This is a genomic window from Amycolatopsis aidingensis (assembly GCF_018885265.1).
In the GTDB taxonomy this organism is placed as follows: domain Bacteria; phylum Actinomycetota; class Actinomycetes; order Mycobacteriales; family Pseudonocardiaceae; genus Amycolatopsis; species Amycolatopsis aidingensis.
On sequence record NZ_CP076538.1, the window covers coordinates 1151741 to 1174909 of the forward strand.

Genomic DNA, 23169 nt, shown 5'->3' on the forward strand with positions numbered 1-23169 from the left:
CGCAGCGGCCGCTCAGCGTGCGCGGTCGTAGACCATGGCGATTTCGCCCAGCTCGCCGGTTTCCTGTTGGATGAGTGTCCATTTGGTACCCGGCAGGCCGTCATCGAACAGCCGCCGCCCGCCCCCGGCGATCTCGGGGCAGACCATCAGGTACAGCCGGTCGAGCAGGTCCGCCGCCAGCAGTGCCCTGATGACGCTCGCGCTGTTGTTGACAAGAATGTCGCCGGTGCCGGTGGCCTTGAGCTCGGCGGCGACCTCGGCGGTTGGGGCGTTCAGCACGCGGGTGCGCTCCCACGGCGCTTCGGCCAAAGTGGACGAAAGGACCACCTTTTCGGTGTCCACCAACCACTTCGCGTATCCGCGATCCCGCGGATCGGCGTTCTCGTCCGCGGCGACCGAAGGCCAGAAGCCCAGGAACCCCTCGGCGTTGCGGCGGCCGAGCAGCGCCGTCGTAGCGGTCTGCCAGATGCGGTCGAGGTGCCGCCTGCCGACCTCGGTGGTCGCGTAGGGCACGATCGCGCTCAGATCGCCGGGCCCGCCTGGGCCGTGGTAGCGCCCGTCGAGGGTGAGGCTGATGTTCGCGGTCACCCTGCGGTCGGTGGAGGTGGTCATGATCGATCTTCCTTTCCGTTGGCCGCGCCGACGGTGTCGGCGAGGTTGTCGAGTACCTGACCCCAGCCGGTTGCGATCCCGGCGATGTAGGGCACGGCATCGACGGTGGTCTCGGCGATGCGCAGCTCCAGCCGTAGCCGGGTGCCGCCATCGGCCGTGGCGAGCGTCAGGTCGTAGTGGCCGGTGAAGGAGACCGCGCCTGCCCCGTCCAGCACCGAAAGCTCGAACACGAGCCGCTCGGGCTCCCGTGCGATGTGCACCGCTCCCGCGGAGCGGTACCGTCCCTCGGCATCGCGGTACTCCAGCACGGCACGCCCGCCCGACCGCGGTTCGAGGGCGCAGTCGGTGACGGTCAGTGAGGGCGGGGCCCACCAGGACGCCAGCAGCTCCGGATCGACCCAGTGCCGCCAGACATCCTCGCGGGGAGCAGGCAGCAGGCGCTCGAAGGAGAAGGTGCGCCCGTCCGCCCAGCGGTCCCGGTCCGCGGCCGCGGACTCCGTTTCGATGGCGGCCCGGTACCGCGCGATGACGTCTCGCTCGCCCTGGTGTGCCTCGGCGGTTTCGACCAGTGTGCGCAGCCGGTCCGCCAGCGATGCCAGCGGCGCCGTCTGGACCGCGTAGACCCGGCGCTGCCCCAGTGGGAAGGCCGTGACAAGGCCGGCGCGAGCGAGCGTTTGCAGGTGCTTGGTGGTCTGCGGCTGCCGCAGGCCGGTCAGTTCGGCCAGCTCACCGACGGACCGGGGGCGCTCGGCCAGCAGTTCCACCAGACGCCAGCGTGCGGCGTCTCCCAGGGCTGAGGCGATCCGATCCATGAGCCAAAGTATTCACTGAACAGAATATTCATGTCAAGGAATATCTCGGTGACTCCGGTTCCGGGACGCTTAGACTCCGCGCATGACCACGGTGTTGATCATTGGCGCGGGCGATATGGGCGAGCGGGTTGCCGACGGGCTGGCCGCCGGTGGCCGGGTACGGCGGCTGTTGCTGGCGGGGCGTTCGGCCGTGGTCGATGCCGCCGCGGCGACCGTTGCCAGTGCCCGCGACTGCCTGGTCGAGGCGATCCGGCTGGACGCATCCCGGCAGGACGAGGTGGCCGAGCTGCTGAGCAGGGCCCGCCCCGATCTGGTCGTGCACTGCGCCTCGCTGCGCGGCCCCTGGGCGATGTCCGGCCGTTCCGATCCGGCTGCCCGCGCCATCGCGGCGGCCGGCCTCGGCCTGCGGCTGCCCTACCAGCTGCCGCTCGTGCTTTCGGTGCTGCGGGCCGCCCGCGACGCGGGCTATCAAGGGCCCGTGGCGAATCTGTCCTTTCCGGACGTGACCGGGCCGGTCCTCGCCCGCCTCGGCCTGGCGCCCACCATCGGCCTCGGCAACGCCGCCATGATGCAGCTGCGGGTACGTGCGGCCCTCCGCGCCGCGCGGCCGGAGCAGCCCGCGCCGCTGATCCGCGTGCTCGGGCACCACGCCCAGGTCTTCGACGTCATGCAGGCCAGGCCGCCCGCCGACCCGGACCAGCGTTGCCGGGTCTATCTCGGCGAGGACGGACAGCGCGACGACACGCTGGCCTACCAGGCGCCCCCGCTCGCTCCAGGGCCGCGCTACAACGTCGTCACCGCGGCCGCGGTCCTTCCCGTACTGGAAGCGTTGCTGCCCGGCGCCGCCCCGCTGCGGCACTCCACCGCCGCCCCGGCCGGCCTGCCCGGTGGCTACCCGGTGCGCATCGCGGACGGCGCGGTGACCCTGGACCTGCCGCCCGGGCTCACCGAGGCCGAGGCGATCGCCTGCAACGAGCGGATGGCCCACGGCGACGGTGTCGAGTCCATCGACGAAGACGGCACCGTCCACCTCACCGCCGCCAGCAGGCAGGCCGTCGCCGGGATCGCGCCGGAACTGGCCGAACCCGTTGCCGTCACCGATCTCGCGGACCGGGCGGCTCTGCTGGACTCCGTTCTCGCCTGATCCCACTCTCGTCCATCGCTGGTGCCGAACCGGTATGCGAGGATCGCTGCCGCCGCCCGCATTCGGCTTGTGAGGAGTACGTGATGGCTGTGGACCATGGCCTGCTGGCCCCCGCCTGGGCCGGAACCGGCTCCGCCGACCTTGTCGACGATGTCGCGGTGCTGCGCGCCATGGTCGAGGTGGAGGTGGCCCTCGCCAGGGCGCAGGCCGAACTCGGTGTGGTCCCCGGCTCGGCGGCAAGGGCCATCGAGGCGGCCGCGACCGACCGGTTCGACCTGGCGGCCCTGGCCGAGGGGGTGCGGGACACCGCGAACCCGGTGGTGGCCTTCGTCGGCCAGTTCACCGCGGCGGTGGCGGCCGTGGACCCCGAGGCGGCCGAGTACGTGCACCGCGGCAGCACCAGCCAGGACATCCTGGACACCGCGCTGATGCTGGTTTGCCGCTCCGTGCTGGACCGGATCGGCGCCGATCTGGATGGCTGTGCCGCCTCCCTGGCCGGGCTCGCGCGGACGTACCGCGACACCCCGATGGTCGCCCGCACGCTGACCCAGCACGCCGTCCCCACGACCTTCGGGCTCAAGGCGGCCGGGTGGCTCAGCGGGGTCCTCGCCGCAGGCGACCGGGTGGCCGCGGCGCGGCGGTCGCTACCGGTGTCCCTCGGCGGTGCGGGCGGCACCCTCGCAGCCTACGAGCAGTACGCCGTGTTGCAGGGCGTCCCCGGCAGCACGGTCGCCCTGCCAGGGGCGCTGGCCCGGCAGCTCGGGCTGGCCGAGCCTGCGCTGCCATGGCACGGGATGCGGGCCCCGCTTGCGGATGTCGCGGCCGCGCTGTCCGTGGTCACCGGGACGCTGGGCAAGCTGGCCGCGGACGTGCTGGTGCTCACCCGGACCGAGATCGGCGAGGTCGCCGAGCCTGCCGAACCCGGCCGCGGCGCGTCCTCGGCGATGCCGCAGAAGCGCAACCCCGTGTTCGCCACACTCATCGCCACTGCCGCGCGGCAGCTGCCGCCGCTGGCGCAGGTGCTGTTGCAGTCCATGGCGGCCGAGGACGAACGCTCCGCGGGTGCCTGGCACGCCGAGTGGCAGCCACTGCGCGAGGCCCTGCGTGGCGCCGCTGGCGCGTCCGGCAACGCCGCCAAGCTGCTGGCCGGCCTGCAGGTGTTCCCGGACCGGATGACGGCCAACCTGTCCGCGACCGGCGGGGCGGTGGTATCCGAGCGCCTGAGTGCCGTGCTGGCGGGCCGGATCGGTAAGGGACCCGCAAAGCGGCTGCTCACCGAGGCCACCGCCGAGCAGCGCCCGCTGGCCGAGGCCGTGGCCGCGCACCCCGCCCTCGCCGGGCACGAGCTGCCTGCCGAGGAGGTGGCCGAACTGCTCGACCCGATGGGCTACCCCGGGATCGCGGCCGAGCTGGTGAACCGGGCGCTTGCCGGTTACGAAACCCGGCTGCCGCCCGCCGCGGAGTGAATTCAAGGCGCACTCGATTACCCGCTGCTACGCTGGGGAGAAGCGTTGGATTACTTCACGGAGGATCGTGCCGATGGCCGGAATTGTCGCCAAGAAGATGGGCATCAAGGAAGGCGCGCGCGCATTCTTCGTCAACGCGCCGGCTGAGGCGATCGAGGCGGTGGATCCGCCAGAGATATCGGTGAGGTCGAGCCTGGAGGGCGAGTTCGACTACATCCATCTCTTCGTGCGCAGCCAGGCGGAACTCGACGAGACCTTTCCCAAGCTCAAACCGCATCTGGCGGCGAAGGGCTCGCTGTGGGTCTCCTGGCCGAAGGGCAAGCAGCTCGGCACCGATCTCAACCTCAAGATCGTCATCAACATCTGCTACAACTACGGCCTCGCCGAGAGCAAGTGCCTGAGCGTGGACTCGACGTGGACCGCGCTGAAGTTCACCCACCCGATCAAGGGCAAGGTCTACAACAACAGCTACGGGACGCTGAAGCTCGATCCCTGAGCGGCGCCGCCGGTGCCCACTCCCGCCCGCACGGCGAATCATTGCCGTGCGGGCTTTTTGTGTGCTCCGAAAAGACGAGTTATGAATTAATGTCAGCAGCATGAGAAATTCATAGATTTCGAATTCAAGGTTATCGCGAGCGCGGATCCAGCTGAATAAGGCACGATCGTCATCGACCGAAGCAGGGGGACTGATCGGCAGGGCACGCCGCAGCGTCACGTTTCTTTCCGATGTCGCCGCTCGGTTGTGCATGCAGTTTTCTTCTTGCCTCGAAGGGTGGCTAAATTGTGACGACGACGTATGAGCTCACGCACCTGGGGATGCTCGAAGCGGAAGCGGTCCATATCTTCCGGGAGGTCGCCGCGACCTTCGAGAAGCCGGCGTTGCTGTTTTCCGGTGGCAAGGACTCCGTGGTGATGCTGCACCTGGCTGCCAAGGCGTTCTGGCCGGGACCGTTGCCGTTTCCGGTGATGCACGTGGACACCGGACACAACTTCGACGAGGTGATCGAGTACCGCGATCGCGTCGTCGCCCGGCACGGCGTCCGGCTGGTGGTCAGCAGCGTGCAGGAGGACATCGACGCGGGCCGGGTCGTGGAGGAGACCGGGCCCCGGGCCAGCCGTAACCGGTTGCAGACCACAGCACTCCTGCGCGGGATCGCCGAGCACGGCTTCACCGCGGTGTTCGGCGGCGCCCGGCGAGACGAGGAGAAGGCACGGGCGAAGGAGCGGGTGTTCAGCTTCCGCGACGAGTTCGGCCAGTGGGACCCGCGCAGCCAGCGCCCCGAGCTGTGGAACCTGTTCAACGGAAGGCACCGCAAGGGCGAGCACATCCGGGTGTTCCCGCTGTCCAACTGGACCGAGCTGGACATCTGGCAGTACATCCGGGACGAGCGGATCGAGCTGCCGTCCATCTACTACGCGCACCGCCGCCCGGTGATCCACCGGGACGGGATGCTGCTGGCGCACACCAGGTTCCTCACCCTGCTGGACGGCGAGGAACCGGCCGAGATGCTGGTCCGCTTCCGCACCGTCGGGGACGCGACCTGCACCGGGTGCGTCGAGTCCGGCGCGACGACGCCGGAGGAAGTGGTCGCCGAGATCGCCGCGACCAGGGTCACCGAGCGCGGCGCGACCCGCGCGGACGACCGGATTTCCGAGGCGGGCATGGAAGACCGCAAGAAGGAGGGTTACTTCTGATGGGACCGCTAGTCCGGATAGCCACCGCGGGCAGTGTCGACGACGGCAAGTCCACGCTGATCGGCAGGTTGCTGTTCGACTCCAAATCCATCCTCACCGACCAGCTGGCCGCCGTGCAGCGGACCAGCGCGGAACGCAACGAGGAAACCCCGAACCTCGCCCTGCTGACCGACGGCCTGCGGGCGGAACGCGAGCAGGGCATCACCATCGACGTGGCATACCGCTACTTCGCAACGCCGAGGCGCAAGTTCATCATCGCCGACACCCCCGGCCATCTGCAGTACACCCGCAACATGGTGACCGGGGCCTCCACGGCCGACCTGGCGCTGGTACTGGTGGACGCGCGCAAGGGCGTGCTGGAGCAGTCCCGGCGGCACGCGTTCCTCTCCTCCCTGCTCGGGCTGACCCATCTCGTGGTGTGCGTGAACAAGATGGATCTCGTGGACTGGTCGCGGGAGCGGTTCGAGGAGATCCGCGAGGAGTTCCGCCGGTTCGCGATGAAGCTGGAGATACCCGACCTCACCTTCATCCCGATGTCCGCCCTGCACGGGGACAACGTGGTGAACCCCAGCGCGGAGATGCCGTGGTACGAGGGCACCTCGCTGCTGCAGCATCTGGAGCAGGTGCACGTCGCCTCCGACCAGAACCTGATCGACGTCCGGCTGCCGGTGCAGTACGTGATCCGGGCGGGCCAGGACTTCCGGGGGTACGCCGGCACGATGTCCGGCGGGGTGCTGAAGCGCGGGGACGAGGTCGCGGTGCTGCCTGCCGGGTTCAGCTCGCGGGTCAGCGCCATCTGGGGGCCCGGTGGCTCGGTGGTCGAGGAGGCCTTCCCGCCCCAGGCGGTGACCGTCGAACTGGCCGACCATGTGGACGTGGGCCGGGGCGACCTGATCTGCAGGCCGGGCAACCGCCCGCACACCGGGCAGGACATCGACGCCATGGTGTGCTGGCTGACCGAGCAGTCCACGCTGACCCCGGGAGCCAAGTACACCGTGCAGCACACCTCCCGCCAGGTCCGGGGCTCGGTGCGCGAGCTGGACTACCGGCTGGACATCAACACCCTGCACCGGGACGAGTCGGCAGGCGCACTCGGGCTGAACGAGATCGGCCGCATCCGGCTGCGCACCCAGGCGCCGCTGCTGTTCGACCCCTACCGGCGCAACCGCGGCACCGGCTCGTTCGTGCTGATCGACGAGGCCACGAACAACACGGTGGCGGCCGGGATGATCATCGGTCCGCGCGCGACGCACGCGAACGTGGCCTGGCACGCCACCGCGGTGACCAGGGAGCAGCGCGCGACCAGGGGGCTGACGCTCTGGCTGACCGGGCTTTCCGGCTCCGGTAAGTCGACCGTCGCGGTGGAACTGGAGCGGCGGCTGGTCGCCTCCGGCCGCCCCGCCTACCTGCTGGACGGGGACAACCTCCGGCACGGCCTGAACGCCGATCTCGGTTTCGATCCCGCCGACCGGGCGGAGAACGTGCGCCGGGTCGGCGCGGTGGCGCAGTTGTTCGCCGACGCGGGCAATATCGCGATCGTTTCGCTGATCAGTCCCTACGCCGCGGACCGCGACAAGGTCCGCGCCGCACACGAAGCGGCCGGACTGTCCTTTGTAGAAGTCCATGTGGACACCCCGCTCGCGGTCTGCGCGGCCCGCGATCCCAAGGGGTTGTACGCGAAGGCACGGGCGGGGGAGATCCGGGGCCTCACCGGGGTGGACGCGCCGTACCAGGCGCCGGTCCGTCCTGAGCTGGTGCTGCGGCACTCCGCGGGCGATCCGGCGGCACTGGCCGCAACCGTGCTGGCTTACCTCGATGAGTGATCGGCCGCGCTGGAGGTGCACCGATGTATCACGACTTGCAGATCAACCGGCTCAGAGCCCTGGTGACCGTGGTCGACCTCGGCGGTTTCCGCAGGGCGGCGGAGGCGCTGCATGTCACGCAGCCCGCGGTCAGCCAGCAGATCCGGCAGCTTGGCAGCCTCATCAAGGGCCCGATCTTCCTTTCCACTGGGCGCGAGCTACAGCTGAGCTCCCGGGGCGAGGAACTGCTCGGCTACGCCCGGCGCATCGTCGCGTTGAACGACGAGGCGGTGGACCGGTTCGTGCCGCCTGCCGGGACGATCCGGCTGTCCCTCGGGGTCGGTGACCAGCTGGCCGAGACTCTTCCGGACATCCTCGCCCTGCTGGCGAAGGGCATACCGAACGCGCAGGTCAGCGTGCGTACCGGGATGAGCGAGTCGCTGGAGGCCCAGGTGGCTGCCGGCCGGCTCGATCTGGCGCTGCTGTTGCAGCCCCGCTCGCAGCTGGCCGCCACGATGAACCACGAGCTCGGCCGGATGCGGATGGACTGGTTCGGCGAACCTGCCTACGGCGAGGGGGCCGAGCTGCCGCTGACCCTGTTCACCGAACCGTGCTCGCTGCGCAGCCACATCCTGGAGACCTTCGACGCCTCCGAACTGCCGTGGCGGGTCGGGTACGAGGGCGCCGAGCTGGTGGGCCTGCGCGCGGCGACCAAGGCGGGCCTTGGGGTGACCTGCCTGGTGGCCAACAGCGACGAACTCTGGGGACTGCCCCGCACGCGACTCGAGCTGCCCGAACCACCGGGGCCGCTGCCGGTGACCATGGCGTTGTCGGCAGGCGCCTCCGCGCCGGGTTTCGTCCGGGTCGCCAAGCGGGCCCTGCAGAACGCCCTGCACGGCTACCCCTTCGCCGACTGAAGGACACAGCTCGGGGGCGGGAACGTTGCGCAACGTTCCCGCCCCCGAACTCGGTGCCTGTTCAGGCCGCGGAGGCGGGTGCCACCTGGGCGGCCCACTGCGCCACGGCCGCGGCCAGCACGGTGCGCGCGGTGCGGAACTCCGCGGCCGGGAGGTGTTCGTCCGGGGTGTGGTCCAGCCCGGCGTCCCCCGGGCCGTAGGCGATCATCGGCACCTCCCGCCAGGTGGTGGCCAGCGTGTTCATGTCGCTGCTGCCCTTCTTGGCGAGGAACCGCGGGGTCACGCCCGCCTCCCGGAAGGCCCGGGAGAACGCCCGCACCAGCGGGCTGGTCCGCGCGGTCGCGTGTCCCGGGGTAGCGCGCAGCACCTCCACCCGCGCCGGTGCGGCCGCGCGGGTCACCACCGCGGCCAGCTCGTGCACATCGGTCGAATGCGGGACGCGTACGTCCAGCACCGCCTCGCCGATCTGCTCGTCTCCGCCGTTGCGCGCGTCCATGCCGAGTACCGCCGGCATCGCGTCCTGGCTGGCCGCCGCGATCTCCGCGCGCAGCCGGTGCACCACGTCCACCAGCTGGTCGGCCGCGGTGGACACGCCGTTGCCCGCGGTGTGCCCCACCGGAGTGCGGACCGAGAGCCGGACCTTGAGCAGGCCGTTGTAGCTGATGGTCAACGCCCCCGCACCGGAGGGCTCGCCGATGATCACGGCATCGGCCGGGTAGTTGTCCCTTGCGAAGAACGCGCCAGCCGCGGTCATCTCCTCCTCCACCGCGCCGACCACGCGCACCTGCGCCCATGGCGGCACCTCCAGCTCCGCCAGCGTCTCCAGGAAGGTGACCAGGCTGCCCTTGGCGTCCACGCAGCCGCGGCCGGAGAGCGTGTCCCCGTCCCAGCGCGCGGGCCACCGGTGCGGCACGGTGTCCAGGTGGCCCAGCATGAGCAACCGCTGGGGCCCATCGCCCCGCGTGGCCACCAGGTTGCCTGCGAGGTCGATCTCGGCGTCGATCCCGTACTCGGTGCACCAGTCCACCAGGTAGTCGGCGAGTTCCCGCTCGTCCCCGGACACCGAGGAGATCTCCACCGAGCGGGAAAGCAGCTGTACATCCGGTGCGGGTGGCGCGGCCCGCCAGAAGCGGGTTCCCGAGGCCGGGGCCAGCACATGCGGACCGGTGATCGCGACATCGGCGGCGCCGGTGAGCGCGATCTCCGCGGCCCGCACCTTGTGCCGCATCCGTCCCCGCGCGTATCGCGCGCCCTCCCCTGCGAGCAGGTGGGCCTGCCGGGAGGTGACATCGGCCGGATCGGCCAGCAGGCCGGGGGTGCCGGTGACCAGCCGCAGGTGGTCGGCGTCCAGCGCGTTCGCCAGCTCCGCGGCCAGCACGTCGGCGTCCACGTTCAGTGCCGAACCACCCGCGGCGCAGGCCACCGGGGGCGATACGCACACCACGTCGAAGGCATCCAGCAGCGCGTGCAGCCTGCTGGTATCCACATCGGACACCAGGCCGGCGCGGTGGTCGCGGACCAGCAGGGTCCGGCCGTCCCGCACCGCACGCAGCGGCGGGTTGGCCGTGCCGCAGACCAGCTCGCCCTCGGCGGCCACCGCGGTGTAGGAGCTGAGCCCGCGTGCGGCCAGCGCACGGCGCACCCGTGGCAGCGTGACCCGCTCGTAGGCGGAGACGATGTAGGGCATCTCCTCCGGCGGGCAGTAGCGGATCTCGTCGCCACCGCGCAGTTGCAGGGTGCGCATCGTGCGGCCGATCTCGGCGTAGTGCTCGGCGATCCCGGCCGCGCCACCCGCGACCAGCAGCACCCGCGCGCCGCGCTGGTAGATGGCGGCCAGCTCGTCGAACACGTTGTCGTGTTTCAGCGAGGCACTGCCGATCTTGACCACGTACAACGCCGCCCCGCGGGTGCTGGCGACATGCCCGAGTAAGGACATTTTTCCTCCTGTTCAGCCGATACCACGGGTGTTGCCGCCGTCGGCGAGGAAGACCGTGCCGGTGACGTAGGCGGCCTGTTCACTGGCGAGGAACGTGGCCAGCGCGCCGAAGTCCGCGCAGTCCCCGATCCGTCCGAGCGGCAGCCGGTCGGCCACCTTGGCGAGTTCCTCATCCACGGCCGCGCCGAACTGCTCGTCCAGGATCGGCGTGCGGTGGAATCCGGGCGCGAGCACGTTCACCGTGACCCCGTTCGGGCCAAGGGCGTGCACCAGGCCCTTCATGTGCCCGAGCAGGCCCAGCCTGGCCACGGAGGACAGCCCGCTCTCCGGGTGCGGCTGGCGGATCGACTCGGAGGCGATCATCAGCATCCGGCCCCAGCCGCGGGACTTCAGCAACGGCGTGGCCGCGAGGGTGATCGCCACATGTGGCAGCAGGTTCGCGTCGATCGCCTCGCGGTAGTCGGCGACCGTGAAGCTGTCGATCGGCCCGAACGGGACCCCGCCGCTGTTGGTCACCACGACGTCCAGCTCCCCGAAGGTCTCCGCGGTCTGCTGCACCCACGCGGCGGCCGCGTTCTCGTCCCGGATGTCCACGGCGACGCTGAGCACGTCGCCCGGCCCCACCGCGTTCACCTCTGCATGCGCCCTGGCCAGCCGGAGCTGGTCCCGGCCGCAGATCGAGACATGCGCGCCTTCGGCCGCGAAGGCCTTGGCCGTGGCCAGGCCGAGTCCGCTGCTCGACGCGGCGACCAGTGCCACACGATCCTTCAGTCCGAGTTCCATTACCTCTCCTAGGCGTTCGGCAGGAGCCGATACCCGTAGCGCGCGAGCATCGGCAGGGCGGTCATGGTCGCGGCGGCGATCCGCGGTGCGGGCAGTTGCGTGCGCCAGCGCTCGTCCGGGCTGATCCGGGTGTCTCCCTTGGCCAGCCGGTCGGGGTTGCCGGTGACGGTGTGGTTCTCCCCGAGCCGGACCAGCCCGGAATCCGCCACCGGCGGATCGTCGTCCAGTCCGGCGAACCGCAGCACCTCGGTGAGCACCTCCCGCGGCGCGCGGCACAGGTCCTCGTGCCGGATGCGCAGGTAGCGCTCGGGTGCCGCCCGCCCGATCAGTTCCGAGGCCAGGTTGAAGGCTGTCCAGTAACCGCTGCTGCGGCTCGGGCTCATCGGGTCGATGTAGTCCTTCGCCCTTGCGTAGGACAGTGCGGTCGCGCGGGCGTCCCGCACCATGTGCAGCACGCGGACGTCCAGATCGGAGCGACCGAGCAGGGCCGCGGCCTCGGCGGGGTACTTCGAGCCGTCCACGATCAGGCGCTGCGCGCTCTGCGCGGCGAGCAGCCGGTAGATCTCGGCGGTGCGCCCGATGGCCTCGTCCACCTCCGGTGGCCGTGCGGCCTTGCCGAGCGACTCGGCCAGCCGCCTTCTGGTGTGCCGGGTGCGCAGCAGGGCCCGTTGCTGGCCGACCATGGCCCGCGCCGCGCCCGGCTCCGCCGTGCCGTTGGCCGCCAGGATCGCCGACCAGATCTCACAGTCGTTCAGGTCCCGGCCGCAGCCGCAGGTGGAGTTGGTGCCAAGGTGCAGCACACCGTTGCGCCACAGGTAGTGCAGCTCGCCGACGTGCAGCACGCCCGGCAGCTCCCCGAGAATGTTGCCGAGCAGGGTGCTGCCGCTGCGCATCCAGCCGGTGATGTAGAGGACGCGGGGCCGGTTCATCGCCCGGCCGCCCAGGACAGGGTCATCAGGTGCTGCGGAAGGTGCACCGCGAGCCCGATGCGGGTGCAGGCCTCCAGCCGATCGCCCTCCGTGCCGGAGCGCAGCGCGATATGCGCGACATTCGGCAGCAGCAGGGTGAACGCCGCGCGGAAGTCGCCGAGCAACAGCCGGTCCCGCGCGATCATCCGGGTGCGGGACACGGTGATGCCCGCGACCTGTAGCCGCTCCAGCAGGCCGGTACGCACCATCTCCCAGTAGGTGAACGGGTGCGCCACGATGCCGTCGCAGGATCCGCCGGTCTCCTCGACCTCGGCGGCCGCCTCGGTCACCGCGGCCTCCAGTCCGAGCTGGGATCCGGTGTGCCGGGTGCCGGGCAGGTTCAGCAGCCCGGTGATCGCGCCGTCCGCGGTGCCGTGCAGCAGCGACTGGTTCTCCACCACCGAAAGCCGCACCAGCAACCGGAAATCGATGTACTGGGTGAGCAGTTCCGGCCAGTCGAGCAGGCCGAAGGGCAGCGGTACGGTTGCCGTGATGTCGGTCAGCTCCGCCTGCTCCAGCCGCGGGGCGAAGTGGGCCTCCGGGGTGGTCTCGTAGGAGGTACCGGAGGCGCCAAGCGCTCCCTTCGGCGGCTCGTGCACGTAGCAGGCCTCGGTGCCGGTGACCGGAGCGGTCTTCAGCAGGTGGCGCACGGGGTACCGGGGCCGGGAGGCGAAAAGCGGGAACGCCGCCGGCAGGTGCGTGTGGAACGGCACGACCAGTTCGCGCCGCGCCCGTGTATCGCGCACGGCGGCGGCGAACTCCTCGCCGGGTGTGCGCTCGACGGACTTGAGTTCGGCCAAGGCCGCGGTTGTTCGCATTGCCCCTCCAGGTGGCGGAACGTAAATATGAACCTGCTCATCGAGTTTAATCTTTGGTCATCGATTTCCGCCCCGTTCCGGCGAGAAGGGCTGCTTATCCGGTGGTGCCCGGCCGGTGATGGCCCGGCCGATAAGCCGCCCCGTGTGTTTCGAACACCGCTCATTATTGGATATCTTCACATTTCGGGGATAAATTTGTCCCGTCGCAACACACAGCAGATCACTACTGAGGGGTCGAGCTCATGCAGAAGATCACGTACGCGGCCGAGTGCCCGGAGTGCGCATCCGAGGTGACCATCGACGCGGAGGTCCGGGTCAGCGAGATCATCGAGTGCACGGACTGCCGGAGCGAGCTGGAGATCGTCTCGACCGAACCACCGGAGCTCGCGCTGGCTCCCGATGTCGAAGACGACTGGGGCGAGTAACAAAGGACATCATGACATGGATTCGGTGACCCCTCGTCTCGGCATTCTCGCCTCGCGGGTTCGGTACGAGGAAAAAAACATCATGGCCGCGCTGGAGCGACGCGGTGCCGAGTTCGAGTATCTGGATCCTCGGTCATTGTTTGTCGTCGGTGCGGCGCAACGGGAAGCGCCGTCGTTCGTGTTCAACCGCGAGATCGGGCATTTCCGTGCCTACTATGCGGCCAGCGCGCTGGAAGCGGCGGGGGCGACGGTGCTGAACACCGCCGCCGCCACCCACGTGACCGGGGACAAGTGGCACACCTCGGCGGCCCTGCTCGATGCCGGGCTGCCGACACCTGCCACCGCGCTGGCGATGACGCCGGATGCGGCGCTCAAGGCACTGGAGGAGATCGGCTACCCAGCGGTGATCAAGCCGCTGGTCGGCTCCTGGGGCCGGCTGGTCACCAGGGTGAGTGACCGGGCGATGGCCGCCGCGGTACTGGAGTACGTCGCGGCGCTGCCTTCCCCGCAGTCGCACGTTGTCTACGTGCAGGAACTGGTGCCCAAGGCCGACAGGGACATCCGCGTGGTCGTGGTGGGCGGCACCGCGCTCGGCGCGATGCACCGCCGTGGCACGGAATGGCGCACCAACGTGGCGCGGGGTGCGGTGAGCGAGCACTGCCCACTCAGCCCGGCGCACGCCGAACTGGCGGTGTCCGCTGCCGCCGCGGTCGGCGCCGATATCGCGGGCGTCGATCTCATCGAGGACGAGGAAGGACGTGTCACCGTGCTTGAGGTCAACGGCCAGGTGGAGTTCCGCGGCTTCCAGGAGGCCGAGGGCTCGAGGGTGGACGTCGCCGACGCCATCGCGTCCCTGCTGATCGCGAGGGCAGCCGCATGATCAGGGTCGCGGTCGTCGGCGCCGCCGGGTACATCGGCGGCGAGCTGTTGCGCATTCTGGTCTCCCACCCCGAGGTGGAGGTCGCGGCGGCCACCTCCCGCTCCCTGCACGGGCGGCAGATCGACGGGGTGCATCCGAACCTGCGGGGCCGGACCAGGCTGGTGTTCAGCCCGGAGGAGGAGCTCGATCGCTACGACGTGCTGTTCCTTGCCACCCCGCATCGGGAGACGATGTCCCGGATGCCGGAGTTCCTCGCCATGGCGGACACGGTGATCGACCTTTCCGGGGACTTCCGGCTGCGCGACCCGGATACCTTCGCGGACTACTACGGGCTGGCACACCAGGCCCCCGAACTGCTCGAGACCTTCGTGACCGGCCTGCCGGAGCTGCACAGGGAACGACTGCGCACGGCCGACCGGATCAGCGTGCCGGGATGCATGGCCAGCGCCGGGATGCTGTCGCTGGTGCCGCTGGCCGAGGCCGGCCTGATCACCGGTGAGGTCGCGGTGGACGCCCGCACGGGCTCCAGCGGCTCGGGCGCGAAGGCCGGGACGGAGAACCTGCACGCCGAGCGCAGCGGCGCCCTGCGGGTGTTCGCGCCGACCCGGCACCGGCACGAGGCGGAGATCGCGCAGGCCACCGGGCTGCCGATCCGGATGACCGCCACCGGGATCGAGGCGGTGCGCGGGGTGCAGCTGGTCTGCCGGGCCTGGCTGGCCGATGGCGTGGACGAGCGGGCCATCCGGTCCACCTACCGCAAGCGGTACGGCGAGGAGCCGTTCGTTCGGGTGGTCGCCCAGCGGCGCGGCATGCACCGGTTCCCGGACGCGAAGATCCTTTCCGGCTCGAACTTCTGCGATGTCGGGTTCGCGCTTGAGCGGGGCTCGCCGCAGGTCACCGTCATCGCCGCGCTGGACAACCTGGTCAAGGGCGGAGCAGGGAACGCGGTGCAGTGCATGAACGTGCGGTTCGGCCGCAACGAGCGGGCCGGGCTCGAGTTCACCGGTTTGCACCCGAACTGACCCAGCGAAAGGAAACGGAGTCATGAGCAGCATGTTCACGCTGCCGAGCAGTCCACCGGGCAGTCCGCACCTCGAACTGGCCCCGATCACGCACCGGATCCGCGAGCACATCGTCAACATGTGCGCGGGTCCGGAGGGCGGCCACGTTGGCGGCTCGATGTCCCTGGTCGAGATCCTGGCGACCCTGTACTTCCGGGTGATGTTCGTCGATCCGCGTTTCCCCGGCCTTCCCGAGCGGGACATCCTGCTGCTCAGTAAGGGACATGGCGGGATAGGGCTGTACGCGACCCTGTGCGAGGCCGGCTTCTTCCCCGAGCGCGAGCTGGCCGACTACGGGCGAGAGGGCAGCCATTTCATGGCTCACCCACATCCCGAGGTGCCCGGGGTGGAAATGCCGTCCGGTTCCCTCGGGCACGGCCTCGCCATCGGGATCGGCTGCGCGCTCGCGGCCAGGCTGGAGCAGGCCCCGCGCCGCACCTTCGTGGTCCTCGGCGACGGCGAGTTGCAGGAAGGTTCGGTGTGGGAGGCCGCCGCGGTCGCCGCCAGCCAGCGGCTGGACGGGCTGGTCGCCATCGTCGACCGCAACCGGCTGCAGATCACCGGCGAGACCGACGAGGTGTGCAACCTGGAACCGCTGGCTGACCGGTGGCGTGCCTTCGGCTGGCGGGTGCACGAGGTGGACGGGCACGACGTGGACGAGCTGACCGAGGTGCTGACCGCGCCACCGGATCCGGGCACGCCGACCGTGCTCATCGCGCACACCGTGAAGGGGAAGGGCCTGCCCTTCGTGGAGGGCCAGCCGCGCAGCCACTACGCCCGGCTGGGCGAGCGGCAGCACCGCCAGGCGCTTGCCGCGCTGCGCGCCTCGGTACGGAAGGCACGCCGATGACGACCCCGGCCAGCGCACCGCCGTCCTCGCGGGACGTGTACCGCGACATCGTCACCGAACTGCTGCCAGCCGACCAGCGACTGGTCTGCCTGGACAGCGACACCGGCCTGTTCAACGGGGTCGACTGGGGTACCGCGGCCGACCGCTACCTGAACATCGGGATCGCCGAGCACACCCTGATGGGGGCCGCGGCCGGCCTTGCCAAGCAGGGGCGGGTCCCCTTCGTGAACACCATGGCCGCCTTCGCGGCGTCCCGCGCGGTGGAGGCCGTCAAGATCGATATCGCGCTGAGCAACCTGCCGGTGCGCATCGCGGCGACCCACTCCGGGGTGTCCGCGGGCCATCTCGGCCCCACGCATCACGCGCTGGAGGACCTGGCCGCGATGCGCGCCCTGCCGAACATGACCGTCGTGGTCCCTGCCGACGCCGCCTCGGCCGATGAGCTGATCCGGCAGGCGATGGCGCTGCCGGGGCCGGTGTACCTGCGGCTCGGCCGAGGCGCCACCCCCGACCTGCCGGCGGGGCCGCCGATCGAGCTCGGCAGGGCACAGGTGCTGCGCGAGGGCGCCGACATCACGCTGGCCGCCTGCGGGGCGTACCCGGTGCTGGCCGCGCTGGAGGCCGCGGAACTGCTCGGCCGGGACGGGATCGAGGCCGGGGTACTGCATGTGCACACGGTCAAGCCGCTGGACACGCCCGCGCTGGCGGCCGCGGCCAGCCGGACCGGCACCGTGGTCACCGTCGAGGAGCACTGGCATGCGGGTGGTTTCGGCGCGGCGGTCGCGGAAAGCCTCACCGGGCTGCTGCCGGTGCTGGTGCACAGGGTGGCGATGCCGGACGCGTTCGTGCCCGTCTCCGGCGGGCAACGATACCTGCTCGAACAGGCCGGCATCACCGGCGCGGCCGTGGCCGATCGTGCCCGGCTGGCCCTGGACAAGGCATGAAGGGACCTGCGATGAACGACGCCTATCGCGCCGCGGGCTGGTGGCGGGACGAGACCATCATGGACGATCTGCGGCGCGCGGCCGCGGCGACCCCGGACAAACCCGCGCTGGTGTGCTACCAGAACGGAACCGTGGCTGTGGTGTCCTATGTAGACCTGCTGGCCAGGGTGGACCGGCTGGCGGCCAACCTGGTGCGGCTGGGAGTGCGGCCGGGTGAGGTCGTCACCCTGCAACTGCCGAACTCCTGGCAGTTCGTCGCGCTCTGCCTCGCCTGCGCGCGGATCGGCGCGATCGCCGGGCCTGCCGTGCCGATCCTGCGCCGCAGGGAGATCGAGCACATGACCAGGCTCACCGAGAGCCGGGTGTACATCGCGGCGGCCGAGTTCCGGGGTTTCGACTACGCCGAGATGAGCGCTCAGGTCGCGGCGGCGGTGCCGACGCTGGAACACCGGGTGCTGCTCGGCGGCGGACCAGGAGCACTGGACTTCGACCGGGACCTGCTGGAGCACGAGCCGCCACCGGTGGACCTCGACGCGCTGGAGGCCGCTCCCGACGACGCGGCCCAGGTCATGTTCACCTCCGGCACCACCGGCGAGCCGAAGGGTGTGCTGCACAGTCACAACACCCTGTACGCGATGAACAAGGCCCAGGCCGAGGTGCTGCACCTGGGGCCGGACGAGGTGACCGCGATGGGCTCACCGACCTCGCATCAGGCGGGCTACACCTGGAACTTCGTGATGCCCCTGCTGCTCGGCGCCACGGCGGTGCAGGTGGAGTCCTGGGACCCGCGGGCCATGCTGCGCATCCTGGAGGAGCGGCGGGTCACCTTCTTCATGGGCGCGCCCACCTTCCTCGCCGACCTGATCGCGGCGCAGCGGGAGGACCCGCGTGACCTCGGCGCGCTGCACACCTTCGCCACCGGCAGCGCGCCGATCGCGCCGACCTTCGTGGAGCAGGCCCGCGACGTACTCGGCTGCCGGCTGTACGCGCTGTGGGGGATGACCGAGAACGGCTGCGTGACCATCACCCGGCCCGAGGACCCGCCGCTGCGCGCCGCCGAGAGCGACGGCACCGCCGTGCCCGGCATGGAGGTCCGCATCCGGCCAGGGGGCAACCTGCAGGTACGCGGCGCGGCGCAGTGCCTCGGCTACTTCCGGCGCGCGCGGGTGTACGCGAGCTCGCTGACCGAGGACGGCTGGTTCGACACCGGCGACCTGGCAAGGGACGACGGCCACGGCGGTATCCGGATCACCGGGCGGGTCAAGGACCTGATCATCCGCGGGGCGGAGAACATCCCGGCGGTGGAGGTGGAGGCCGCGCTGGTGCGGCATGCCGCGATCAAGGACGTTGCCGTGGTGGGCTACCCGGACCAGCGCCTCGGCGAACGCGCCTGCGCGGTGCTGGTGACCACCGGCGAACCGCTCAGCCTTGACGACCTGCGCACTCACCTGGACGGGCTGGGCATGGTCAAGCAGTACTGGCCCGAGCGGGTGGAGATCGTGCCCGAACTGCCGAGGACCCCCTCGGGAAAGATCCGGAAAACCGTGCTGCGCGACCGGCTTCGGGAGGGTTGCGCGCAGCCGCGTAAAGGGAGAGAAGATGGACTTCGAGTACACGGCTGAGCAGCAGGCGCTGGCCAAACGGGTCGGCGAGTTCGCGGCCGAGCACATCGCCCCGTACCGCAAGGAGAACGACGCGCGGGGCAGCTACCGGCCTGGCCTGCTTCCCGAGCTGGCCGCCGCAGGCCTGTTCGGCCTGCGCGTCCCCGCGGCCTATGGCGGCCTCGAGCTGGACGCGGCGAGTGCGGGCATCGCGCTGGAGGAGCTGGCAGCCGCGGACCTGACGGTGTGCTTCCCGGTGCTGAACGCGGCACTGGTGGCCGGGGTGCTGGCAGGCAATGGCACGCCGGAGCAACTGTCCGGCTGGCTGCCGCCGATCGCGAGCGGTACGGCGATCGTCGCGGTCTGCCTGACCGAGGCCGAGCACGGCACCGACGCCGCGGGGATCCAGATGCGCGCCACCCCGGAAGGGGACGGCTGGGTACTGAACGGCGAGAAGACCTCCATCATGTCCACCGCCTACGCCACGCATGCCCTGGTCTTCGCGCGCACCGGTGGCCAGGGGGCACACGGCATCACGGCGTTCTATGTGGACCTCGACTCGCCGGCGGTGAGCCGGGAGCGTCTGAGCGACCTCGGCTGCCGGGCCGGCGGCAGGGGCAGGCTGGTGTTCGATGGGCTGCGGGTGGGCCCCGAGGCCGTGGTCGGCAAGCCGGGTGCCGGGTTCGTCGAGGTGATGCGCGGGTTCGCCTTCTCGCGGGCGCTGATCGCGCTGATGGCGATCGCGGTCGGCAACGCGGCGATCGAAGAGGCCATCGCGCATGCCGGCAGCAGGGAGGCCTTCGGCCAGCCGATCGGCCGTTACCAGTCGGTCTCGTTCCCGCTGGTCGAGTACGCGACCCTGCTGCGCGGGGCGCGGCTGCTCGCCTACGAAGCCCTGTGCAAGGCCGACAACGGGCTGGACCCGCGCATTCCGTCCAATATGGCCAAATGGTGGGCACCGAAGGTGGCGATGGAGGCCGTGCACCAGGCCCTGCTGACCCTGGGTCATCTCGGCTGGTCCGAGGACGGGCCGATCGCCCAGCGGCTGCGGGACGTGATCGGGCTCCAGCTCGCGGACGGCACCGCGGGGGCGACCAAGCTCGTGGTCGCCAGGCACCTGCTGGGTAAGGAGAACGCGCCCTAGCGTTCCGCGCCGGTTGTTCCGGCCCGCTTGCCCTCGCGGTACACGCGCATCTTGGCGCGGGCGCCGCAGACCGACATGGAACACCACCGGCTGGCGCGGTTACGTGACCGGTCGTAGAAAACCCATTCACAACGATGCTCCTGGCAGGCCTTGAGGCGCTGCCAGGAGCCGTCGTGCACGGCGCCCATCAGCTCGGCGAGCACCGTGCCCAGTGCCCCGCGCACATCCGGCTGCGCGGGGCCGAGCGCGGGCTCTCCCTTCTCCTCGGCGAAGTGCACCACCATCGGGCAGTTCCGCGCGATGTGCTGCACCGTGCGGCGGGCCCGCGGATCCGCGGGCCCGCCGTTGTTCTCGCGCAGCAGCGCGCGCAGCGCCTCGCGCAGCGCGATGGCGTCCCGCCGGTCCAGCTCGTCCGGCTCGACCGGCCCGCGCACCAGCTCGTTGCGTTCCAGCCAGCGGCGCATTCCCGCCGTGGTGGCGAACTCGTCCGGTCCGAACTCGACGTTCACGCTGTTGACGAAGGACTGCACCAGCGCGAGCCGTCCTGGTGCCTCCGCCCTGTTTCCCGGTTGCCCTTTCATCCTCGGCATCTTACCGGCGAAATCCGTTTGCTGGTATCACGGCGGCCCGCCGGGCCGATAAGAACCGCTTACCGGCTTTCACTTGCTCCGCGATGTTACCAGTCATAAATTATAGCTAGTAACACACGGAGTGCTTCGGGCACCGCGCCAAAGGGGCGACCGATGAACTACCACATTCTTCGCGAGTTCGGTGAACTGACTCTCAACCGCCCCTGCCTTGACGCGCCGCCCACGGTGGTGGCCGCTTGGTACGAGCGCAAAGCCGACCTGTTCGAGTGCATTGCCGCCGCCGAAGGGCATGACTCGGCCGGTGCGCTGCGGCAGGCGAGGCTGGCCCGCCGGCATGCGTTCCTGTTGGTGACCGCCGCCGGAAATGCGGCGTGAAGCGTTGCCGCCAAATAAATATGGCCGGTAACAATGGAGAGGATGCTGTGCAGATGAATTCCTCGGGCCCCCTGCTGATCAGGGGCGGTTACCTGTACCCGGCGGACGAGCGGGAGCGGGTGATTCCGGACGGTGCCGTGCTCGTCGAGGACGGCCGGATCACCGCGGTCGGCGGCACGGCCGAGGTGGAGGCGGCGCTGACCGAACGGCCCCGCACGATCGAGGCGGCCGGGAAGCTGATCCTGCCAGGGTTCGTGAACCCGCACTGGCACGACATGTTCGCCACCCGGTTCCCGTTCAAGGGGACGCTGCGCGACCCGAGCGACCGGGAGGACCGGCCCGCGTTCATGGCGCTGGGCGGTGACATCCAGCAGATCTCGATGATGTTCGACTCGTTCTACGACCGGATCGACCTGCTCGGCCCGGACGAGGCCGCGGCCATCGCGAAGTACTCGATGTGGACTCAGCTGCGCTCCGGGGTGACCACGCTCGGCGACGTCGGCTCGTTCAACCGGCCGGAGGCACTCACCGCCGCCGCGCGGGAGCTTGGCATGCGCCTGATGGTCAGCACCTGGGCCAGTGACGCCGTCTGCGCCCCCGGCGAGACCCGGTTCCGCCGGACCAGGGATGCCGAGCTGGTGCTGGCCCGGATCGAGACCCTGCTCCAGGACTGTGCCGCCGACCCCGGCGGGCTGGTGCGGGCCCGGCCGACCTCGGTCTACGGGGTGAACATGACTGACGAGCTCGGCGCCGGGTTCGCCGGGCTGGTGGCCCGCTACGACGTCCCGTTCGCGACGCATCTCGGGGCACTGCGCAACGAGGTCGAGGTGATGCGCACCTACTACGGCGCCACCCCGGTACGCCGGTTCGCCGAGCTCGGCCTGCTTTCGCCCCGGTTCATGGCTGTGCACTGCGCCTTCGCCGACGAGGACGAGCGCAAGCTGCTCGTCGAGGCGAACGCCCACATCAACTTCTCGCCCGCCAAGTACGGGCCCGCGGGGGAGTCCACCCTGACCGAGACCGGCGCCATGCCGGAGTTCCGGCGCCGCGGCCTGGACCTTTCCCTATCCACCGACGGGGCGCCGATGCCGGTCGGCGGGATGGCCGAGGCGATGCGGGCGGTCTGGCAGGCCTTCAACGAGATGTCCGCCGACCCCACCGAGGTACGTCCCTCCGACGCGCTGGCCATGGCCACCCGCATTCCGGCCCGTGGCCTGGACTGGGCGGCCGAGATCGGCAGCCTCGAGGTCGGCAAGCAGGCGGACCTGCTGCTGGTCCCGGCGACGGACTGGCGTTACCTGCTCAACCCGCGGCCGCTGGAGGGGTTCCTCGCGCTCGGTGGCTCGATGGACGTCGACACGGTGCTGGTCGCGGGCCGGGTGCTGGTGGAGGGCGGCAGGCCGACCTGCTTCGACGAGCGCGAGGTCGAAACCGGCTACCTGGAGGCGCTGGCCGCATTCTCGGTGCGCTGCCTCGGGGTCGATCCCGATCTGGTCGGCACCCATATCCGAAGGGCACGACGAGCAGTGAGGAGTGACTGATGCTGGGGAAGACGGCCCTGGTCACCGGGGCGGCGGGCGGAATCGGCGCGGCGGTGGTACGCGCGCTGGCCGCCGAGGGCGCGGCGGTCGCCGCGGTGGACGTGGACGCCGAGGCACTGCAGTTGCGGGTCAAGGCGCTGGTCGCCGAGGGCCACCGGGTGCGGGCCTTCGCCGCCGATGTGTCCACCGCCGCGTCGGTGGATGCCGCGGTCGACGCGGCCGAGCGGGAGCTGGGACCGCTGCGGTACCTGGTGAACGCCGCCGGGGTGCTGCGACCGGGCCCGGTGACCGAGTGCTCCGAACACGAGTGGAACACCACCTTCGCGGTCAACACCACCGGGGTCTTCCAGGTCAGCAGGGCGGTGGCCCTGCGGATGATCCCGCGCCGGGAGGGCGCGATCGTCACCGTGGCCTCCAACGCCGCCACGCTCCCGCGTCATGGCATGGCCGCGTACGCCGCCTCCAAGGCGGCGGCGGCCAGCTTCACCAAATCGCTCGGCCTCGAGCTGGCCGAGCACGGTATCCGGTGCAATGTGGTCGCCCCAGGCACCACCGAGACCCCGATGATCGCCTCGCTGTACACCGACGCGGACGCGCTGCGGGCGACCATCGAGGGCATGCCTGCCAGCTACCGGGTGGGCATCCCGCTGCGGAAGCTGGCGACCCCGGAGGACATCGCCGATGCGGTGCTGTTCCTGCTCTCCGAGCGCGCGGCGCACATCACCCTGCACGACCTCACCGTCGACGGCGGTGCCGGGCTGGGCCGCTGAGCCCCGGCCGAATCCCCACAACAGCCGAGAAAAGG

Annotated in this window: 23 protein-coding genes; 16 read left to right on the forward strand and 7 right to left on the reverse strand. The window is 70.6% G+C overall.

What is annotated here, in order from left to right:
- Positions 1–12 precede the first annotated feature (12 nt).
- Both KOI47_RS05615 and KOI47_RS05620 read right to left on the reverse strand, forming a co-directional pair.
- The gene (locus KOI47_RS05615; protein ID WP_216214550.1) at positions 13–612 is read right to left on the reverse strand and encodes a dihydrofolate reductase family protein; all 600 of its coding nucleotides are present in this window, start codon (positions 610–612) and stop codon (positions 13–15) included.
- On the reverse strand, positions 609–1424 hold the full coding sequence (locus KOI47_RS05620) for a metalloregulator ArsR/SmtB family transcription factor (protein ID WP_216214551.1): 816 nt from the start codon (positions 1422–1424) through the stop codon (positions 609–611). The genes KOI47_RS05615 and KOI47_RS05620 overlap by 4 nt, the downstream gene beginning before the upstream one ends.
- 82 nt (positions 1425–1506) lie before the next feature.
- Between KOI47_RS05620 and KOI47_RS05625 the strand changes: the two genes are divergently transcribed.
- From KOI47_RS05625 to KOI47_RS05650, 6 genes are all read left to right on the forward strand, one after another.
- On the forward strand, positions 1507–2568 hold the full coding sequence (locus KOI47_RS05625; RefSeq protein WP_216214553.1) for a KR domain-containing protein: 1062 nt from the start codon (positions 1507–1509) through the stop codon (positions 2566–2568).
- An 83-nt stretch (positions 2569–2651) separates the two neighbouring features.
- Complete coding sequence (gene pcaB, locus KOI47_RS05630; protein ID WP_216214555.1) at positions 2652–4034, forward strand: 3-carboxy-cis,cis-muconate cycloisomerase; 1383 nt, start codon at positions 2652–2654, stop codon at positions 4032–4034.
- Between the two features lie 73 nt (positions 4035–4107).
- A complete protein-coding gene (locus KOI47_RS05635; RefSeq protein WP_216214557.1) occupies positions 4108–4530 on the forward strand; it encodes a hypothetical protein in 423 nt (140 codons plus the stop codon).
- Positions 4531–4814: 284 nt separating this feature from the next.
- On the forward strand, positions 4815–5729 hold the full coding sequence (cysD, locus tag KOI47_RS05640) for a sulfate adenylyltransferase subunit CysD (RefSeq protein ID WP_216217118.1): 915 nt from the start codon (positions 4815–4817) through the stop codon (positions 5727–5729).
- On the forward strand, positions 5729–7552 hold the full coding sequence (gene cysC / locus KOI47_RS05645) for an adenylyl-sulfate kinase (RefSeq protein WP_216214559.1): 1824 nt from the start codon (positions 5729–5731) through the stop codon (positions 7550–7552). Before cysD ends, cysC begins: the two co-directional genes overlap by 1 nt.
- A gap of 23 nt (positions 7553–7575) precedes the next feature.
- On the forward strand, positions 7576–8448 hold the full coding sequence (locus KOI47_RS05650) for a LysR substrate-binding domain-containing protein (RefSeq protein WP_216214561.1): 873 nt from the start codon (positions 7576–7578) through the stop codon (positions 8446–8448).
- A gap of 61 nt (positions 8449–8509) precedes the next feature.
- Here the strand turns inward: KOI47_RS05650 and KOI47_RS05655 are convergent, their stop codons facing one another.
- From KOI47_RS05655 to KOI47_RS05670, 4 genes are read right to left on the reverse strand one after another with little or no spacing between them, the layout of a single operon-like run.
- On the reverse strand, positions 8510–10384 hold the full coding sequence (locus KOI47_RS05655) for a M20/M25/M40 family metallo-hydrolase (protein WP_216214563.1): 1875 nt from the start codon (positions 10382–10384) through the stop codon (positions 8510–8512).
- 12 nt (positions 10385–10396) lie between these two features.
- Positions 10397–11167 (reverse strand): SDR family NAD(P)-dependent oxidoreductase, encoded by a 771-nt coding sequence (locus KOI47_RS05660; RefSeq protein ID WP_216214566.1) that lies wholly within the window; start codon positions 11165–11167, stop codon positions 10397–10399.
- Positions 11168–11175: 8 nt separating this feature from the next.
- Positions 11176–12096 carry a sulfotransferase gene (locus tag KOI47_RS05665; protein WP_216214568.1) on the reverse strand — a complete coding sequence of 307 codons (921 nt, stop codon included), beginning with the start codon at positions 12094–12096 and terminating at the stop codon, positions 11176–11178.
- Entirely contained in the window at positions 12093–12953 is an 861-nt protein-coding gene (locus KOI47_RS05670; protein ID WP_216214570.1) for a family 3 encapsulin nanocompartment shell protein, read from the reverse strand. The genes KOI47_RS05665 and KOI47_RS05670 overlap by 4 nt, the downstream gene beginning before the upstream one ends.
- A gap of 242 nt (positions 12954–13195) precedes the next feature.
- On the opposite strand from KOI47_RS05670, the gene KOI47_RS05675 reads away from it, so the two are divergent.
- Genes KOI47_RS05675 through KOI47_RS05705 form a run of 7 tightly spaced genes read left to right on the forward strand, consistent with a single transcriptional unit; the run spans position 13196 to position 19858 of the window.
- On the forward strand, positions 13196–13378 hold the full coding sequence (locus tag KOI47_RS05675; RefSeq protein ID WP_232376560.1) for a lysine biosynthesis protein LysW: 183 nt from the start codon (positions 13196–13198) through the stop codon (positions 13376–13378).
- Between the two features lie 16 nt (positions 13379–13394).
- Positions 13395–14258: a RimK family alpha-L-glutamate ligase gene (locus KOI47_RS05680; protein WP_216214572.1), complete on the forward strand. Its 864-nt coding sequence runs from the start codon at positions 13395–13397 to the stop codon at positions 14256–14258.
- Positions 14255–15280 carry an N-acetyl-gamma-glutamyl-phosphate reductase gene (gene argC, locus KOI47_RS05685; protein WP_216214575.1) on the forward strand — a complete coding sequence of 342 codons (1026 nt, stop codon included), beginning with the start codon at positions 14255–14257 and terminating at the stop codon, positions 15278–15280. Before KOI47_RS05680 ends, argC begins: the two co-directional genes overlap by 4 nt.
- Positions 15281–15302: 22 nt before the next feature.
- Positions 15303–16169, forward strand: coding sequence for a transketolase (locus KOI47_RS05690; protein ID WP_232376561.1), 867 nt, complete (start codon positions 15303–15305; stop codon positions 16167–16169).
- A complete protein-coding gene (locus tag KOI47_RS05695) occupies positions 16166–17113 on the forward strand; it encodes a transketolase family protein (RefSeq protein ID WP_216214577.1) in 948 nt (315 codons plus the stop codon). Before KOI47_RS05690 ends, KOI47_RS05695 begins: the two co-directional genes overlap by 4 nt.
- An 11-nt stretch (positions 17114–17124) precedes the next feature.
- Complete coding sequence (locus tag KOI47_RS05700) at positions 17125–18735, forward strand: AMP-binding protein (protein WP_216214579.1); 1611 nt, start codon at positions 17125–17127, stop codon at positions 18733–18735.
- Positions 18713–19858: an acyl-CoA dehydrogenase family protein gene (locus tag KOI47_RS05705; RefSeq protein ID WP_216214581.1), complete on the forward strand. Its 1146-nt coding sequence runs from the start codon at positions 18713–18715 to the stop codon at positions 19856–19858. The genes KOI47_RS05700 and KOI47_RS05705 overlap by 23 nt, the downstream gene beginning before the upstream one ends.
- On the opposite strand, the gene KOI47_RS35400 is transcribed toward KOI47_RS05705, so the two are convergent.
- Positions 19855–20439 carry a CGNR zinc finger domain-containing protein gene (locus KOI47_RS35400; RefSeq protein WP_232376562.1) on the reverse strand — a complete coding sequence of 195 codons (585 nt, stop codon included), beginning with the start codon at positions 20437–20439 and terminating at the stop codon, positions 19855–19857. The genes KOI47_RS05705 and KOI47_RS35400 overlap by 4 nt on opposite strands.
- A gap of 162 nt (positions 20440–20601) precedes the next feature.
- Here KOI47_RS35400 and KOI47_RS05715 point away from each other — a divergent pair, with 162 nt between their 5' ends.
- From KOI47_RS05715 to KOI47_RS05725, 3 genes are read left to right on the forward strand one after another with little or no spacing between them, the layout of a single operon-like run.
- Positions 20602–20823: a hypothetical protein gene (locus KOI47_RS05715; RefSeq protein ID WP_216214582.1), complete on the forward strand. Its 222-nt coding sequence runs from the start codon at positions 20602–20604 to the stop codon at positions 20821–20823.
- 53 nt (positions 20824–20876) lie between these two features.
- The gene (locus tag KOI47_RS05720; protein ID WP_216214583.1) at positions 20877–22364 is read left to right on the forward strand and encodes an amidohydrolase family protein; all 1488 of its coding nucleotides are present in this window, start codon (positions 20877–20879) and stop codon (positions 22362–22364) included.
- Positions 22364–23134 (forward strand): 2,3-dihydro-2,3-dihydroxybenzoate dehydrogenase, encoded by a 771-nt coding sequence (locus tag KOI47_RS05725; protein ID WP_216214584.1) that lies wholly within the window; start codon positions 22364–22366, stop codon positions 23132–23134. The genes KOI47_RS05720 and KOI47_RS05725 overlap by 1 nt, the downstream gene beginning before the upstream one ends.
- Positions 23135–23169 lie beyond the last annotated feature (35 nt).

Bases quoted from the DNA above. Each gene is read 5' to 3' on its own strand.
- KOI47_RS05615 (WP_216214550.1), bottom strand. From the start codon at position 612: ATGACCACCTCCACCGACCGCAGGGTGACCGCGAACATCAGCCTCACC.
- KOI47_RS05620 (WP_216214551.1), bottom strand. From the start codon at position 1,424: ATGGATCGGATCGCCTCAGCCCTGGGAGACGCCGCACGCTGGCGTCTG.
- KOI47_RS05625 (WP_216214553.1), top strand. From the start codon at position 1,507: ATGACCACGGTGTTGATCATTGGCGCGGGCGATATGGGCGAGCGGGTT.
- pcaB (WP_216214555.1), top strand. From the start codon at position 2,652: ATGGCTGTGGACCATGGCCTGCTGGCCCCCGCCTGGGCCGGAACCGGC.
- KOI47_RS05635 (WP_216214557.1), top strand. From the start codon at position 4,108: ATGGCCGGAATTGTCGCCAAGAAGATGGGCATCAAGGAAGGCGCGCGC.
- cysC (WP_216214559.1), top strand. From the start codon at position 5,729: ATGGGACCGCTAGTCCGGATAGCCACCGCGGGCAGTGTCGACGACGGC.
- KOI47_RS05650 (WP_216214561.1), top strand. From the start codon at position 7,576: ATGTATCACGACTTGCAGATCAACCGGCTCAGAGCCCTGGTGACCGTG.
- KOI47_RS05655 (WP_216214563.1), bottom strand. From the start codon at position 10,384: ATGTCCTTACTCGGGCATGTCGCCAGCACCCGCGGGGCGGCGTTGTAC.
- KOI47_RS05660 (WP_216214566.1), bottom strand. From the start codon at position 11,167: ATGGAACTCGGACTGAAGGATCGTGTGGCACTGGTCGCCGCGTCGAGC.
- KOI47_RS05665 (WP_216214568.1), bottom strand. From the start codon at position 12,096: ATGAACCGGCCCCGCGTCCTCTACATCACCGGCTGGATGCGCAGCGGC.
- KOI47_RS05670 (WP_216214570.1), bottom strand. From the start codon at position 12,953: ATGCGAACAACCGCGGCCTTGGCCGAACTCAAGTCCGTCGAGCGCACA.
- KOI47_RS05675 (WP_232376560.1), top strand. From the start codon at position 13,196: ATGCAGAAGATCACGTACGCGGCCGAGTGCCCGGAGTGCGCATCCGAG.
- KOI47_RS05680 (WP_216214572.1), top strand. From the start codon at position 13,395: ATGGATTCGGTGACCCCTCGTCTCGGCATTCTCGCCTCGCGGGTTCGG.
- argC (WP_216214575.1), top strand. From the start codon at position 14,255: ATGATCAGGGTCGCGGTCGTCGGCGCCGCCGGGTACATCGGCGGCGAG.
- KOI47_RS05690 (WP_232376561.1), top strand. From the start codon at position 15,303: ATGAGCAGCATGTTCACGCTGCCGAGCAGTCCACCGGGCAGTCCGCAC.
- KOI47_RS05695 (WP_216214577.1), top strand. From the start codon at position 16,166: ATGACGACCCCGGCCAGCGCACCGCCGTCCTCGCGGGACGTGTACCGC.
- KOI47_RS05700 (WP_216214579.1), top strand. From the start codon at position 17,125: ATGAACGACGCCTATCGCGCCGCGGGCTGGTGGCGGGACGAGACCATC.
- KOI47_RS05705 (WP_216214581.1), top strand. From the start codon at position 18,713: ATGGACTTCGAGTACACGGCTGAGCAGCAGGCGCTGGCCAAACGGGTC.
- KOI47_RS35400 (WP_232376562.1), bottom strand. From the start codon at position 20,439: ATGAAAGGGCAACCGGGAAACAGGGCGGAGGCACCAGGACGGCTCGCG.
- KOI47_RS05715 (WP_216214582.1), top strand. From the start codon at position 20,602: ATGAACTACCACATTCTTCGCGAGTTCGGTGAACTGACTCTCAACCGC.
- KOI47_RS05720 (WP_216214583.1), top strand. From the start codon at position 20,877: ATGAATTCCTCGGGCCCCCTGCTGATCAGGGGCGGTTACCTGTACCCG.
- KOI47_RS05725 (WP_216214584.1), top strand. From the start codon at position 22,364: ATGCTGGGGAAGACGGCCCTGGTCACCGGGGCGGCGGGCGGAATCGGC.